Origin of the sequence: Yoonia sp. R2-816 (genome assembly GCF_046762905.1) — a bacterium.
Classification (GTDB): Bacteria; Pseudomonadota; Alphaproteobacteria; order Rhodobacterales; family Rhodobacteraceae; genus Yoonia.
Genome location: NZ_JBKQXN010000119.1, coordinates 21,091 through 33,992 on the forward strand (window position 1 = coordinate 21,091; position 12,902 = coordinate 33,992).

The 12,902-nt window shown below is 51.1% G+C and carries 16 protein-coding genes and 2 pseudogenes; 9 read left to right on the forward strand and 9 right to left on the reverse strand.

Annotation, left to right across the window (positions count from 1 at the left end):
* Positions 1-346 precede the first annotated feature (346 nt).
* Together ACFWW2_RS02550 and ACFWW2_RS02555 are read left to right on the forward strand one after the other, a co-directional pair.
* On the forward strand, positions 347-487 hold the full coding sequence (locus tag ACFWW2_RS02550) for a hypothetical protein (protein ID WP_393925886.1): 141 nt from the start codon (positions 347-349) through the stop codon (positions 485-487).
* Positions 484-930 carry a hypothetical protein gene (locus ACFWW2_RS02555; protein ID WP_393925888.1) on the forward strand — a complete coding sequence of 149 codons (447 nt, stop codon included), beginning with the start codon at positions 484-486 and terminating at the stop codon, positions 928-930. The genes ACFWW2_RS02550 and ACFWW2_RS02555 overlap by 4 nt, the downstream gene beginning before the upstream one ends.
* A 415-nt stretch (positions 931-1,345) precedes the next feature.
* On the opposite strand, the gene ACFWW2_RS02560 is transcribed toward ACFWW2_RS02555, so the two are convergent.
* A complete protein-coding gene (locus tag ACFWW2_RS02560; RefSeq protein ID WP_393925890.1) occupies positions 1,346-2,215 on the reverse strand; it encodes a LysR family transcriptional regulator in 870 nt (289 codons plus the stop codon).
* Between the two features lie 108 nt (positions 2,216-2,323).
* On the opposite strand from ACFWW2_RS02560, the gene ACFWW2_RS02565 reads away from it, so the two are divergent.
* From ACFWW2_RS02565 to tnpB, 6 genes are all read left to right on the forward strand, one after another.
* Positions 2,324-2,500, forward strand: coding sequence for a hypothetical protein (locus tag ACFWW2_RS02565; RefSeq protein WP_393925892.1), 177 nt, complete (start codon positions 2,324-2,326; stop codon positions 2,498-2,500).
* Between the two features lie 605 nt (positions 2,501-3,105).
* Positions 3,106-3,996: a LysR family transcriptional regulator gene (locus ACFWW2_RS02570; RefSeq protein ID WP_393925894.1), complete on the forward strand. Its 891-nt coding sequence runs from the start codon at positions 3,106-3,108 to the stop codon at positions 3,994-3,996.
* Positions 3,997-4,455: 459 nt separating this feature from the next.
* Positions 4,456-5,121: a hypothetical protein gene (locus ACFWW2_RS02575; RefSeq protein ID WP_393925895.1), complete on the forward strand. Its 666-nt coding sequence runs from the start codon at positions 4,456-4,458 to the stop codon at positions 5,119-5,121.
* Between the two features lie 933 nt (positions 5,122-6,054).
* Positions 6,055-6,564 carry a hypothetical protein gene (locus tag ACFWW2_RS02580; RefSeq protein ID WP_393925897.1) on the forward strand — a complete coding sequence of 170 codons (510 nt, stop codon included), beginning with the start codon at positions 6,055-6,057 and terminating at the stop codon, positions 6,562-6,564.
* 385 nt (positions 6,565-6,949) lie between these two features.
* Entirely contained in the window at positions 6,950-7,327 is a 378-nt protein-coding gene (gene tnpA / locus ACFWW2_RS02585; RefSeq protein ID WP_393925898.1) for an IS66-like element accessory protein TnpA, read from the forward strand.
* The gene (gene tnpB, locus ACFWW2_RS02590) at positions 7,324-7,671 is read left to right on the forward strand and encodes an IS66 family insertion sequence element accessory protein TnpB (protein WP_393925899.1); all 348 of its coding nucleotides are present in this window, start codon (positions 7,324-7,326) and stop codon (positions 7,669-7,671) included. The genes tnpA and tnpB overlap by 4 nt, the downstream gene beginning before the upstream one ends.
* A 223-nt stretch (positions 7,672-7,894) precedes the next feature.
* Here tnpB and ACFWW2_RS02595 read toward each other — a convergent pair whose 3' ends face one another.
* The 5 genes from ACFWW2_RS02595 to repC form a co-directional block, all read right to left on the reverse strand.
* Positions 7,895-8,470, reverse strand: a complete 576-nt coding sequence (locus ACFWW2_RS02595; RefSeq protein WP_393925901.1) for a hypothetical protein — start codon at positions 8,468-8,470, stop codon at positions 7,895-7,897.
* Between the two features lie 134 nt (positions 8,471-8,604).
* Positions 8,605-8,904: a HigA family addiction module antitoxin gene (locus ACFWW2_RS02600; protein WP_393925902.1), complete on the reverse strand. Its 300-nt coding sequence runs from the start codon at positions 8,902-8,904 to the stop codon at positions 8,605-8,607.
* Between the two features lie 13 nt (positions 8,905-8,917).
* Positions 8,918-9,193 (reverse strand): type II toxin-antitoxin system RelE/ParE family toxin, encoded by a 276-nt coding sequence (locus tag ACFWW2_RS02605; RefSeq protein WP_393925904.1) that lies wholly within the window; start codon positions 9,191-9,193, stop codon positions 8,918-8,920.
* A gap of 47 nt (positions 9,194-9,240) precedes the next feature.
* On the reverse strand, positions 9,241-9,519 hold the full coding sequence (locus ACFWW2_RS02610) for a hypothetical protein (RefSeq protein ID WP_393925906.1): 279 nt from the start codon (positions 9,517-9,519) through the stop codon (positions 9,241-9,243).
* A gap of 62 nt (positions 9,520-9,581) precedes the next feature.
* Positions 9,582-9,932: a replication initiation protein RepC gene (gene repC, locus ACFWW2_RS02615; RefSeq protein ID WP_393925908.1), complete on the reverse strand. Its 351-nt coding sequence runs from the start codon at positions 9,930-9,932 to the stop codon at positions 9,582-9,584.
* Between the two features lie 1,265 nt (positions 9,933-11,197).
* On the opposite strand from repC, the gene ACFWW2_RS02620 reads away from it, so the two are divergent.
* Entirely contained in the window at positions 11,198-11,977 is a 780-nt protein-coding gene (locus tag ACFWW2_RS02620) for a hypothetical protein (protein ID WP_393925909.1), read from the forward strand.
* 90 nt (positions 11,978-12,067) lie between these two features.
* On the opposite strand, the gene ACFWW2_RS02625 is transcribed toward ACFWW2_RS02620, so the two are convergent.
* The 3 genes and pseudogenes from ACFWW2_RS02625 to ACFWW2_RS02635 all read right to left on the reverse strand — a co-directional run.
* Complete coding sequence (locus tag ACFWW2_RS02625) at positions 12,068-12,280, reverse strand: hypothetical protein (protein ID WP_393925911.1); 213 nt, start codon at positions 12,278-12,280, stop codon at positions 12,068-12,070.
* 8 nt (positions 12,281-12,288) lie between these two features.
* A pseudogene (locus ACFWW2_RS02630) lies at positions 12,289-12,417 on the reverse strand (transposase); the annotation flags it as partial.
* Positions 12,418-12,565: 148 nt separating this feature from the next.
* Positions 12,566-12,766 (reverse strand): annotated as a pseudogene (locus tag ACFWW2_RS02635) (transposase domain-containing protein); the annotation flags it as partial.
* Positions 12,767-12,902 lie beyond the last annotated feature (136 nt).

The following is a 12,902-nucleotide window of genomic DNA, read 5'->3' on the forward strand; positions in this document are numbered from 1 at the left end:
GATATGTACATCTTCTGTAGGGGGTCCGTGCGCCGCTTTTGCTTGATGTTGTTTGGTCTAAGTGCCGATTTGGGTATTCACGCTGAATTGTGCGCAAACCGTTGCGAGTGCGGTCACGGCGGCACGATCAGCGACTGTTCTTCCCGGATCTGTCATGCCCGCGCGTCAAGGACCAGTGACTTGATCGAGACTGAAGCTTGCGTCGCTCATCAGACCGAAAGATCCTGGCTTGCAGACGCCGGCAAAGACAACCCGATTTGGTCACCAAAATCGGCGTGTTAGTTTGACTCGCAAGCAGGATACCGACGCTGCAGCGACCTCTCGCCGAAGAAAGGAGGTCGGTTTGATGGCTGACCATACCGATGCACTCCACCTCCGAATTCAGGCTGCTGTCAAAGCCACGTTGGCTAGAAAAGCGCAGGAAGCTGCGCGCACCATCGAGCGCAGGCAGGTTTTTGAAGCTCAGAAAATGGAGCATTGGTCATGATCCGCGCGACCATCGTTTCGGTCCTGTTTGCCGCGCCTGCTGCGGCTGACATCTTTCCTGACCGCGTTGGTGTTGTTGTCGGCTCCTATCATGTCAATCCGCAACAGGAGTTCGAAGAGTTCAACCCAGGTGTTTATCTGGCATGGGATGGTGAGCTATTCGATACGCAGACCGCGTTGTTCCAGAACTCGCTGGGTGATCCGGCGTTCGCAACCACGGTTTCGTCGGACCATCTAGCGGTATCTTGGGGCGGGTTCAGCGCAGTCTCGTTTCTGGGGACAGCCTATTACGGTAACGGTGCTGCAGAGGACTACAGTCTCAACGGCTGGATCCCGTTTGGTGGGCTACGCGTCTCCCATGATGTGTTGCCGCTGGGGCTACAGATCATGCCCTGCCAACCGACAGATTGCAGGGTGGTCGTGGCTCTAACCGTTGGGTTGTGATTGCCGGTTGACTATTTCCCATGAAAGATCGGCGGCGCGCGTGTCTACACCCGTACCCAGTGCTGCCAGTTTGCGCGCCGCATCTGCGACGGCGGCCTGTTTTTGCGCAAACCAGCCTGAAGGCACCAGTTCGGGGGGTGAAACGCGCTGCGCCCTTCGTCAGAAGCTGGATAGTGAAGAGGTGGCGGTAATCATTGCACTCGCGCCGGATTGCCGCGCAAAGTGTGGTTTGGGCTTCGGAAAGCCACGGTAGACACCAGGGGGGATCAATGAAGATAACGCCGCTACGACGGATCAACTATCGTGTGCAAAAATTCCATGACCGGAGAGATCCAGATGTTGAAGCTTCAAACCCAAGTCGCGGGTCTCATCCAACCTTGGCGACTATCACACTCAATCCCTCAACCGCCTCCTTTTATGATACCTTCATCAGCTCCTGTACCAGATCATGAACTTCAGGGCGTGAGGGTTGAAAGCGGCAGCGCAGTGCAGCCACCTGGCGGTTAACTTGAATTCCCTCAATTGAAAGTTTGACAAGCCCTTTCTCTTTGGGGATGGCGGTCTCTGGTAAAATCAAAAAACCCGTGCCGTTCCTTGCGAGTTCAAGCAACCAGTCGACACGGTTTGAACGATAAGCCGCATAAAGCGGACAACCGCGATCTGCGCTGGCGGTACGTATGAATTCATGTATTTCACAATTGACTCTGTGCAGCATTTCATTGTTAGCCAACAATTCTAGAGTTACCGTTTCATGTTTGCTAAGAGGATGCTCGGGTGAAACAACGGCACAGTAATGCTCTTCGTAAAGTGTATCAATCTGAAAAATCCCCTCAGAAGCTTGCATGACTGTCATTGCAATATCCAAACGGCCTTCCCGAAGTCCTTCGAGCAACATCGCATGGCTGCCAACAATCAACTCAATATCTACCCTCGGGTTGATTGTCCGATAACGTTTAACCGCCTCCGATACCTTGGATTGCCCAATCGTTTCACCAAGCCCAATATTAATTGGTTCACGTTTCAAACACACATGCCGTGCTGCCTCAACTTGAGCTTGGTGCGTCTGCAGCAACGCCTCTTGCAAACTTGGAAGTACAATTGCACCGAGCGGCGTCAAGCTACATCCAGCTCGATTCCGCGAGAGTAACAGCCCACCAAGTTCATACTCCAGATTCTTGATTGCCGCCGTGAGTGAAGATTGAGGCACATTCATAGCTCGTGCCGCATGGGTGAAATTACCGTGTTCGCAAACTGCCAGAAAGTAGTGAATTTGTTTCATTTTCATAAAGTGGCTGGCCGCTGCAGTTGCGTACTACCAAGAAAGATACAACTATGAGCCGATTGGTCAATAGATATCACGCGAGCGCCCAATAGTGTTCGAATTTGACCATCAATGTATGAAGAATGGACACATAGAAAATTGGATGGCGATTGCATCAAAAAATCAAACTGGCTGCCAAACTCGCCAGATTTGCCCAATTCGGTCACCATGAATACCACGCCGAAGGAAATTCTCGGAATTTTGTTAGTTGCTGTCCTTCTCTCAAAGGGGCGTTGTAATGGTCAATGAAGAAAGCCGTGCTGAACAGATCGCGATTGAAAACTGCAGGTTGTAGCTCGCGAGGTTTTTTGATTGATACAGTAGTTACGGTCAGGCGAGCTGCACACAATACGCAACAACGACTTGCTCCGAAAATCTCGGAAGCAAGTATTGCCTCCATTTTCGTAGGAGATGTTGAGGGTGTATGCAACTGAGATCACCTTAATCGCTTTTGCTCTGGCATCAGTTGATAGCAAGAACCTTGGGTGCTCGAATTTATCTCCTCTTAGTATTTTGACTCGCAAAACCACTGCATCACCTACTGCTCAGCACTCAAGATTCTGAATTGCCGACATGGTGGCTTCCCGAACATTAACTTTACTACCCGAAGAGCAATCCAAAATTAATGTACGCGTGACGAGGCCGGAGAATAGGTAACCTGATCGCCCCGTCACGCGTAGACCATAGGGTCCGACCCATCGTCGACCATATTGAGTTCAAATGCCAATACTTTATATCTATCGAAATATTGACGCTAACTATTGGTATTCTGGGTAATTCTTGTGCAAATCATTCACTAACCACCAAAGAGAGCCTCTAAAATTTAGCACCAAAGAGAGAGCCTACAAAATTTCATGGAAATGAATCAAATTCGATATTTTCTAGCGCTTTTTGAGTACCGAAACTTCACTCACGCGGCGAGAGCCATGAATGTGTCTCAACCATCGCTAACAGCAGCGATCAAGAAGTTGGAGGACAGGTTGGGTGGTAGACTGTTTCTGCGAGATCGCGCCGGATGCAGCTTGACGCCGCTGGGTACACTCGTTTTACCCTATTTTAGGGAGGTGTTTCAGCAGACTCAAAAAGCGATGGTAGATGCCAAACGTTACGTTCGTCTCGAAGGTATTCCTATCACGGTCGGAGTTGGTGAAAGCATCGGGTTGGCTAGAATAGCAGATGCAGTAGCGCGATATCAGGTTCGAGCGCCAGAGATTTGTTTCGAGATCATTGTTGACAAAAAAAATGCGCTGCTGAGCGGCCTTCGGGACGGTCACTTTGATATCGCCATAGTAAATTCCGATGCTGCATCCGAACTCTATCAAGCGGAGCCATTGTACAGTGAAACCTACCGCGTTGTTGTTGCCGCCACACACCCGCTTTGTGAACTAGGAGCCGTGAATTTGGATGCGTTGGCGGGCGACGAGGCGCTGGCCAGAGTTGACTGTGACATGCGTGAAGTTCTGTTTGCTTTCTGCGCAGATCGCGGGAATAGATTGAATTTTACTCATCGTTCCAACCGGGTTGATTTTCTTTTGGAGTTGGTGCGATTGGGTAGGGGGTATCTGATCTTACCCGAGACGGCAATTCCAAGGAGCAAGGAATTCGCCTCACTGCCTATTGAGGGTGTCGACTTTGAACGTCATGTGGTCGCACTTCGGTATCTCCACCAGCCTGCGCGTCCTGAAATTCGGGGGTTCACGCAAGAACTGGCCAGACCGATGTCAGTTGAGGAGCACTGCTTGTGATTGCCCTTTGGCGACTACTCCTCGAGTTTGGCTGGCGGCAACCCACTGAGACCAACATGGCCACAGTCTATTGGAAAATAGAAATCAGGAAATGACGCTTATGCGCGATTTCGTTGAATATGGTAACACCAAATATACCGTAGATTGGGTTGTTCATTTGATAAACTAAGGGGGGATAAAGTATATAGCTCGACCTCATGATAGGCAGGACCTATTAATGTATAGCAAATCGGTATTTCTACGTACAGCTAGCTAGCCGTACGGTTAAGCCCGCAGCTTGTTCGGTGAATGCTGCTTTTGCCCATCGATCACTTGCTCCATCTCACTCGCGAGGGGATATAAACTGAATAGAGAGACTCAAGTCCGGGTCGAGAAAAGGAATAGGGCTTGTCTTTGGGCGTGCGCTTTTCAGGTTCTAACTGGCTCGATATCTCACGAGGATAATACTTAACTATGTGCGTGCATCTGAATATCAAAGTCTCCCCGAATATGCGATCAAATATCCACCATCTTTGTCTCTCAGTCCATGCAGTCAGCCGATTCATCGTCCGTGTCCGTCACGATGCCGTGATGCAGACAGCAGTGCTTGCGGCTACTTGGTCTATTGTGTTGCTGGGATTGGGGGTATCTGCCGCATATGCGGATACGACGATGAACCCGTCCCAAGCCCAAGTAACCGTTTCCGGAGGTGGCGAAGCTTTCGATGGCTTCTCGAGCCTCGAGTATTATGGCGTCAGGAGACTGTGGAGTGCCGACGGGAAAACGCTGGATGTGATTGCCAATATTCTTAACTCGCAAGGTGGTGGAGCGGTTGAAGTTTCTGCGGGAGAACAAAGTCTAACTGGCAATGATTTGGCTTTAGACCGCGCCAATGACACTGTCCTGCTGTACGGCAGGTTCAACTGGCGTTCCGTCGTTGGTGATTTGAGTCCGGTCAAGATCACCCGCTTTGATGGCGGTAATGTATTTGCCGTAGCCGGTGCCCGAGCTGAAAAGGATACAATGTCAGTTGAGGTAGGTCGGAGACATGAGATTGATGGCTTCTTCTTCGATGACTACTATGGTGAAATCGGCGAAGTGATCCTGTACCAAGGCGTCGACATAGATACCCCGCTCAATTTTTAGGTCATATTGGCTAATGAGCGCTTCGACAAATCGAGCTACGATCAGGCGCTTGGCTGCTTTCTCGCTGGAAGTCGCGCACCACCATCAGAGTAAGACTGGCGCGACCTGTAGAGCCTATGAAGGTGTCGTCTCCGCAGAGGTTAGAGGTGTCAAAGATAATGAAGACTATCGACTCGATAAGCCGGGTTTCTTGAGGCTCTTGTCGATTACTCAATGAACTCAAGACTAGGCCAATCAAGCCCGTATCAAGAGATCGCAGCATGAGTCTTACAGTGTACGTAATAATCATCAATGACGATGAGGCACCAGAACACAGGCAGTTTACCGCGGCAAGCGAACGTACAAGTCTTTTGGACGGTTCAGATGCAGAGGAATGAGCACGGAGCGAACTGGATGGTAGTCCGCCTAAGCACGTCTCATCGATATCTGATCATATTCATACGTTTTGTGGAGATGAGCAAACGCCCGAAATCGAAATCAGTCAGGTGCTCACGATCAACGCGGCGTGATCGTTCTAAGTGTCGGTTTCTGGCGCATGTGGAGCGTTGGAATTGAACGACTCAATAACGTCGAAACGCCTTTGGCAGTCCGTGGTCATGATGGCGGTTAGGGATTTGTGCAACGCCCATCCTCGAATGGAGACAACTCGCCAAGATGTTGAGCGGTGGATTGGGACCTTTCCTTCCGCCGATTTCCGTGAGGTTTGCCTACTGGCGGGGTTGGATGCCTGGACTGCACACAAAGCATTGGGCGGCCTTTGTCAGCATCCGCCTAAGCACCGGTCGGAATTGCTTAGAGCGGCTTTGTCGCCGACAACACGGCAGAGGCCAACAGCAAGCGGCCGGTGATCGTGATCCGGGAATCCTAACCTACGCCCATGCTTGACGCACTATCGAGATACGGAAAACCATGATCCGCCGGAGGGAAAGCACAATGATGTCAGTCTGTCAGACCCGCAACATCCTGTTCGTTCAATATGTACGTGCGAATCTGGCATGGACCCAATGGGCATTCTGGAAAAGGAAGCAGCGGGACCTCTGCGGCGGGCATGATCTTACAATCCATTGCCTTTGTACGTTCACAAGGTGCTTCATTTACGAAGATGAGCACATGCGGATTGGTGGTGAGGTCATTTCGACGGTATGCCCGTTTGATGCTAGCATCAAACCGAATCCAGTCGCGCATCCGATCCATAAGGGCATTTACGCGACGGTGATGAAGCTTGAAATGGTTTTCAAAGCTGTGGGCTGGCTGACCATTGAGTTTTTTAAAAAACTTGGCCAATGCCCTGGCGCTAATCTTTTCGTCTTCCTCCACGTGCGCTGTTACCATTTTAGCGTAGGGCATGACATCAATGGCGCATCCACCGCTATTCGTTATTATTTTTCCAAACATATTAGTTTTTGTTACCTTGAAAGTTATTTGCAGATTACACTTGTTTAGGTGGATCTTGAAATCCTCAGAATCTCTATTGTTTGATTTACTATTTCTATCGTGTAAATCTGATCAACATCTTATACCCTCGTTCCCAAGCAGAAATAGTGTCTCGACTGTTTCAAATGAATATCAGGGCAGCCAGAACAAGCATAGCCCGCTAAATTACCAAACGGGTAGGCTGGCACCATGGATACGGGTCACAACTCCCAAGTCACATTTTCCGTCGCGAAGATTCTTACTTGTTTGAAGGGTATCGCAAAACTTCTCGATGCTGGTGTCGATTTTGCATTGATAAGGCATTTTGGGTAAGCGCTCGTTGAGCCCGCCCTAACGGTGCTTTTTCTGGTTGTTTAAGTGTCCATTTAGATAAGTGGACACTAAGGGGCACACTATGAGGAAGCGTCGCAGTTGGTCGGATGAAGAGAAGCTGGAGATTTGCCAGCAGACTGTGTTGCCGGGGGTTTCTGTTGCACAGGTCGCGCGGCGTTATGCAATGAACGCCAACATGATCCACAATTGGCTCAAAGATCCACGCTTTGCCCCAGCGGCGGTTGCACCTGAGGCTACGGTTGAAGACGATCCCTTCATTGAAGTCGCAATGCCATCGTCAGATTTGCCGGTCGCCGTTGATGTCACCAGCCCGCCTCTCGCTGACCCGGCGGTAGCCAACCGCGTGGACATCACGCTGTCAGATGGACGACGGATCTTGGTGGAAGGTCCAACGGCGTTGGCTTCAGTGGTGGGACTGGTGCAAGGATTGATGGTTTGATCCCTGTTCCCAGCAACACACGGGTTTGGCTTGCGGCTGGCATGACGGACATGCGGCGCGGGTTCAATACCTTGGCGGCGCAGGCCGAGAAGGTTTTGACTGAAGATCCGTATTCGGGACACCTGTTTGTCTTTCGTGGCCGTCGTGGTGATCTGCTCAAGATCATTTGGTGGGATAGCCAGGGCGCGTGTCTGTTCAGCAAGCGGCTTGAGAAAGGCCGGTTCGTGTGGCCCGCCGCCAAGGATGGTAAGATCAACGTATCAGGCGCGCAGTTGTCGATGCTGCTGGAAGGCATCGACTGGCGGATGCCAAGGAAGACATGGCGTCCGCTAAGCGTCGGTTAACCCAATAAAGATTTGGTTTTCGGCGCTTTGTGGATTCCTGTTTGATCCCTGATCCGGTATAGGATCGGCCATGCTGACCAGCCTTGATATCCTACCGAAAGATCCGACAGAGCTGCGCGAAGTCAGTGAACTTCTGGTGTCAGAAGTTAAGGCTCTAGCGCTCAAGGTCGAACAGCTACAGCACCAACTTCATGGACATAATCGCCACCGGTTTGGATCAAAGTCAGAAGGCCGGATCAGCAAGGACCATTACAAACACGCCAACCGCCTTAATGGCAGCTCGTAGACGCCTAAAGAGGCTGTCCGCATCGCCACTTTGCAAAGACATATCGGTGTTGTCAAAACCGATCTGCGTCGCGATGGCTTTGACGGTTTCCAACACGTCGGCCTCGCGCTTAGTCGAACCAACAAACCGATGTGGTCTAAACCCATCTTCATCAAGAAGCAGGTCACGGACGCTTTCTTGTCTTGCCTTCACATCACGCAACAGCGCGTCCAACATAGCGTTGTCACGCCGTCCACGGGTCTCTGGCGTCTGCCTAAAGTCCTCTCCACGCATACCTGTCTTTGGTGGTTCAGATAGATAAAAGGTCAGCAGTGGGCGTTTGTACGCGTCGGAAAACTTGGAAAGTTGTGCACGTATCGGCTGTTTTTCACCCGCCTCAATCTGCTCAAGCTTTTCGTTGGCTGTAGACCTAGTACTATCCTTAAATCCAAGTTTCCGTGCGGCATCATCCACGTCAAACCCTGCGGAATGACGTGCCCAGACAAGGATTTCTGGATTTACACGGATGGACATTGGATACTTTGGACCATTTCGTTGCTAGTTGGTGCCACGCTAGAATAATACACTCATTCCCGATAGTGCGCAGAAGACATAGTTTGAAGGTCTTTTAACTGTTATCGGCGTTTTGCAATCACCAGTGATTTAGCTCACTCAGCAGCAACAACAGTTGGTATGTTCGACACATCGACTGAACGCGAAGCATTCCATTCGTCATAAGCCCCCTGCATCCTGATCCACAAACCGGCATCGTTGCCAAACAGCTTACCCAAACGCACAGCTACTTCGGGGCTAACAGGCTTCCGCTCGGCCAGTACGTCATGCAAATGCTGACGCGAAACGCCAAGCAGCCGAGCGATCTCTGACTTCGAGCGCTTGGTTGCCGGGATGACATCCTCGCGCAAAAGTTCGCCGGGATGTGTCGGACAACGGTTCAAATCACGGGTCATGTTGTTCTCCTTCTCAATGGTATTGTTCAAAATCAACGATATGAGCATCGCCATCTTCGAACACAAAAGTTATGCACCAAGGACCGTTTACGTGAACGGTGTAGCGCGTTGGGTCAAAGCCTTTGAGCGCATGAAAATCGAAACCCGGTAGGTTTATATCGTCTGCTCGGGTGGATGCGTTTAAAGCGTCAAGACGCCGTAAAATTCGTTTATGCAGACGCGCATCGATCTTCGATTTTCCGGTTTCCCAGAGTGCCTTTAGCTGCTTATTGTCAAAGCTCTTTATCATGACCTTATGTAGCCCATTAGCTTACACATGTCAACCGATAGGCGACATTATTCCTCACCCCATGTCTCGGCGTCGGTCAAAAACCTATCGTATCGGTTCGCTGTTTGCTCAACTTCGCTCATCACCTTGCCCCGTTCTTCATCGAGGCAGCGAAAATACCCAGAAGCCTCCGAAAAGTAGCGCTCAAAACCCTGTTCGAACTCGGCTTCATACTCTCTGGCCAGTGTTTCGCTGGTTGGGGCTGGCGGCAAAGGCGGATCACAAAACGCCTGCGCTGCAACCGGCAACGCCGATAAGGTAAAACTCAACACAGCAGCTCTGGTCATCGTCTGACCTCCAAATCCATCCTTCGAATCATTTTGCGCGGCGGCAATGACTGGTCCAATGATCAATATCCCCTGCGCCGCGCGAGACCTATGAGGCTGCCGACAAGGTTCAACTTCCCGTTTTTGTGCCGTTTCGTCATGGCGCGGAGCGCCCCGCCGGGATTGTGCACGGGTGCAGTTGGGTGGTTGCGGTTGGCGTCGATCAACAAAACGCAAAGTGCCGCCCCGTGGTCGCCCATGGCATGAACGGCTTTCATCCAAGCATCGTAGTTGATGCCAAGATCATGACTGATCCTTGCTGCGGCATCGATGAAATGCAAATCGCGCAATTTGGGTGCTGTGTCCTGACAGGCGAGAATGCATGCCTGCATATCCTCACTCGCGAGGTCAAAAAGTCGCTGTGGTTGCAACAATCTCTCAAGTTTGGGGTTGTATCCTTCGCTTGCCATTTTGGCGACGCAAAGTTGAAAGCATCTCACAGCTTAACGAATTCTGCCGGGTGTACTTACCGCCGTCCTCAAGGCTACTGTCCCACACACACTCTCTATCCAATTTTCGACCCAAATTCAGGATCCCCCTCCTTGAGATAGGGCGTGCCGCATCGCTTAGCATCTAGCAACTGTATTCGTCAGGCGGGCTGAGCGGTCCGTTTCTGACGATTTTTGCAAAGCGCGTTGACGATTGTGACGAGCTTTCGAGCAACGGCAGTGATGACAACCTTGTGGGGTTTTCCAGCAGCGCGGAGGCGGTCAGCGAAGCGTTTGAGAACCTGATTGTGATGGCTAGCTCAGGATTTCTGTAACGTGAGCTGTTCAGTCAAGCCATTTCCTGCATTGCCTTGGACCCGGGATACATTGACGTATCTCTTTGTCGCTTGACCGCTTCCCACGACTGCAGAGCGTCGCATGTTTGCTGTAATCCTTGGGCATGTCTTGCCAGTGTAACCCTTTGCGATTGATGACAGATAATTCTGTTCGGGACCCACCGATCATTAACGCGAGGCGTGCCGTGGAGCCTTGGAAGGAGGGGGTCAAGACACACCAGTTCCGCAAAAGCCAACCATAAAAATTCGGCCATGCTCATCGGTCGCTCTTTGAGCCACGAACCACGTAGCTAGCGGGAAATCAATGGGTCCTGAGAGAGGTAGGAAGTAAACCGATCCAGATCTACTCTGGTTGGTCTTGGGAGAACGATTACAACGAACGCTTCAAAAGCACTCTGCGCCGGAAAGTCCTCAACGCAGAGTGGTTCCACACCACCAAGATCGACCCAGATCGTGATGAGCACCTGGCTCAAGCAATGTAATCGCTCCCGTCCACATCCGGCCCTAAACATGCGCCGCCCGTGCCAGCAATCTTGCTCAAAAGTGGTGCATAAGAATGGGGCTGGACAGTTAACGCTGGACTCAAATGGCGCTCTAGAAAAGCAGTAGCTAGAAGGGTCGCACAGCATGAAATTATTCGTCGAGTTCAATCGAAGGCTGCCTGCTGAGGTTTCCAATTCTTACCCATAAGCAAAAGCTATCGTAAGATAGAAGATGGGAATTGGCATTTAAGCGCGATGTTGTGGAGTGTAGTCGATATCAAATACTACATGAGGCAGGCGACGGCATGACGGAAAGAGTATTAATACAGGTGGTGCGTTGGTCCACTAAACTAATTGAATGGGTCTGATAAAAATGACCCATGCTAGAAGTTGGAAAGATAGTTCTCCGCCTGCCACATTCTCTTATAGTGAACCAGTTTTGCCTTTACTACCGACGATCTTGGTTAGTGTCCTTGCCGGTATTGTGGCGGCTGGCTTGGCGTTATCCGCCGGGTACGGAATTTTTGTAATAGTGAGTTGCTACGTTTTTGTTGGAACTTTGGTTTCATTCCTTTTGTCTTTGGCCTTTCATAGGTTTGTCATCCTCGGAGCGGCATCACATGATGAGATGTTAGAGCAATCGCTGTCAGAAGGCGGTGTGAACGCCGAACTCGATGAATTGTCTCAATACTTTCTGAGAGAACTGGAGTGGCTTGTGGATAATACTGCTCTTGGCTTACATGAAGGATCTCAAGTCATGTTTGTCGCGGGCGAAACAAAGGAGGCGCGCGACATCCGAGACTTATTCATGGGGGAGGCGGGCTTTAGTGTTAGAGAGAGCTGCAATCTCCAGGACGCGACTCTGATCATTCTTGATACTCCGGAGCGCTGGGATTTGCTTTGCATAGATGTTGATGAAGTCGGCGATACGATGCAACCTGATATCCTTGCTGAGCAACTTCTTTCATTTCGTGAGGCTACTTCTAGCGTGCCAGTTATGCTTATGTCGCGGTCCTTCTCGTCAGACCGTTCGCACCTGTTTTATAGACCATCTATTGCCGACGGTTGGTTGCGCATTCCCGCCACAGATTCAAGTATGCTGAGGGCGCTAAGAGACACCTATATAAACAATCGTATTTGGCAAAGTTGTTGAGACTCGAACTCAGGAGAGAATACTAAAGGATTTGAGCCAAGCGCGACTGTACTACCTTAGCAACTGTACTCGTCAGGCGGGCTGAGCGGTTCATTTCTGACGATTTTTGCAAAGCGCGTTGACGATTGTGACGAGCTTTCGAGCAACGGCAGTGATGACAGCCTTGTGGGGTTTTCCAGCAGCGCGGAGGCGGTCAGCGAAGCGTTTGAGAACCTGATTGTGATGGCTAGCGACGAGAGCAGCCTGGAACAACACATGCCGTAGCAATCTACGGCCACCGCCAATTGCGCGCTTGCCACGCATCGCTCCGCTGTCATGTGCAATTGGCGCGCAAGGCCTGTGAGCGCAGCGGCATGCTCGCCAGTGATCTGACCAAGCTCCGGCATTTCAGCGATCAGCATAGTGCTGGTGACGGGGCCGATCCCGGGAACGGAACGCAAGATGCCAGCAGTCCTGGTAACCCTGCGATCAGTGTTTGCGTTCCCCAGCTGCCAAAAGGGGCGTCCATAGTCAGCCGTTCTCCTTGAGGAGCCCAGCCACGCAGTCGGGTGAGGTTGGTCTTAACGTAAGCGTCCGGTCCGACCGCCCCTATAGTGCGGTTTTCCATGGCAGGAGATCATCGACGCGGTTGATCTTGTAGTCTGGAATGCGGGCGAGTGTGTCGGCCAACCATTGCTGCGGGTCGATCCCGTTCAGTTTGGCGGTTTCGATCAAGGTGTAGGCGATCGCGGCGGCGCGACCGCCGGTCTGTGATCCGACGAACAGGTAGTTTTTGCGCCCGATTGCCAGTTCCTGTTCATTCTGCCCATGTCGGGTCAGTTTATCGCGTGCACTACAGGTGGCACGCGTATTTTGGTGTCGATGTTAAAGTCTATCGGTCCTATCGGCGTGGTGATGGGATGTATGTGGGGATTGAACGGGACCC

Excerpts from the sequence above, each read along its gene's own strand:
- ACFWW2_RS02550 (WP_393925886.1), top strand. The coding sequence starts at position 347 with ATGGCTGACCATACCGATGCACTCCACCTCCGAATTCAGGCTGCTGTC.
- ACFWW2_RS02555 (WP_393925888.1), top strand. The coding sequence starts at position 484 with ATGATCCGCGCGACCATCGTTTCGGTCCTGTTTGCCGCGCCTGCTGCG.
- ACFWW2_RS02560 (WP_393925890.1), bottom strand. The coding sequence starts at position 2,215 with ATGAAAATGAAACAAATTCACTACTTTCTGGCAGTTTGCGAACACGGT.
- ACFWW2_RS02565 (WP_393925892.1), top strand. The coding sequence starts at position 2,324 with ATGTATGAAGAATGGACACATAGAAAATTGGATGGCGATTGCATCAAA.
- ACFWW2_RS02570 (WP_393925894.1), top strand. The coding sequence starts at position 3,106 with ATGGAAATGAATCAAATTCGATATTTTCTAGCGCTTTTTGAGTACCGA.
- ACFWW2_RS02580 (WP_393925897.1), top strand. The coding sequence starts at position 6,055 with ATGATGTCAGTCTGTCAGACCCGCAACATCCTGTTCGTTCAATATGTA.
- tnpA (WP_393925898.1), top strand. The coding sequence starts at position 6,950 with ATGAGGAAGCGTCGCAGTTGGTCGGATGAAGAGAAGCTGGAGATTTGC.
- ACFWW2_RS02595 (WP_393925901.1), bottom strand. The coding sequence starts at position 8,470 with ATGTCCATCCGTGTAAATCCAGAAATCCTTGTCTGGGCACGTCATTCC.
- ACFWW2_RS02600 (WP_393925902.1), bottom strand. The coding sequence starts at position 8,904 with ATGACCCGTGATTTGAACCGTTGTCCGACACATCCCGGCGAACTTTTG.
- ACFWW2_RS02605 (WP_393925904.1), bottom strand. The coding sequence starts at position 9,193 with ATGATAAAGAGCTTTGACAATAAGCAGCTAAAGGCACTCTGGGAAACC.
- ACFWW2_RS02610 (WP_393925906.1), bottom strand. The coding sequence starts at position 9,519 with ATGACCAGAGCTGCTGTGTTGAGTTTTACCTTATCGGCGTTGCCGGTT.
- ACFWW2_RS02620 (WP_393925909.1), top strand. The coding sequence starts at position 11,198 with ATGACCCATGCTAGAAGTTGGAAAGATAGTTCTCCGCCTGCCACATTC.
- ACFWW2_RS02625 (WP_393925911.1), bottom strand. The coding sequence starts at position 12,280 with ATGCGTGGCAAGCGCGCAATTGGCGGTGGCCGTAGATTGCTACGGCAT.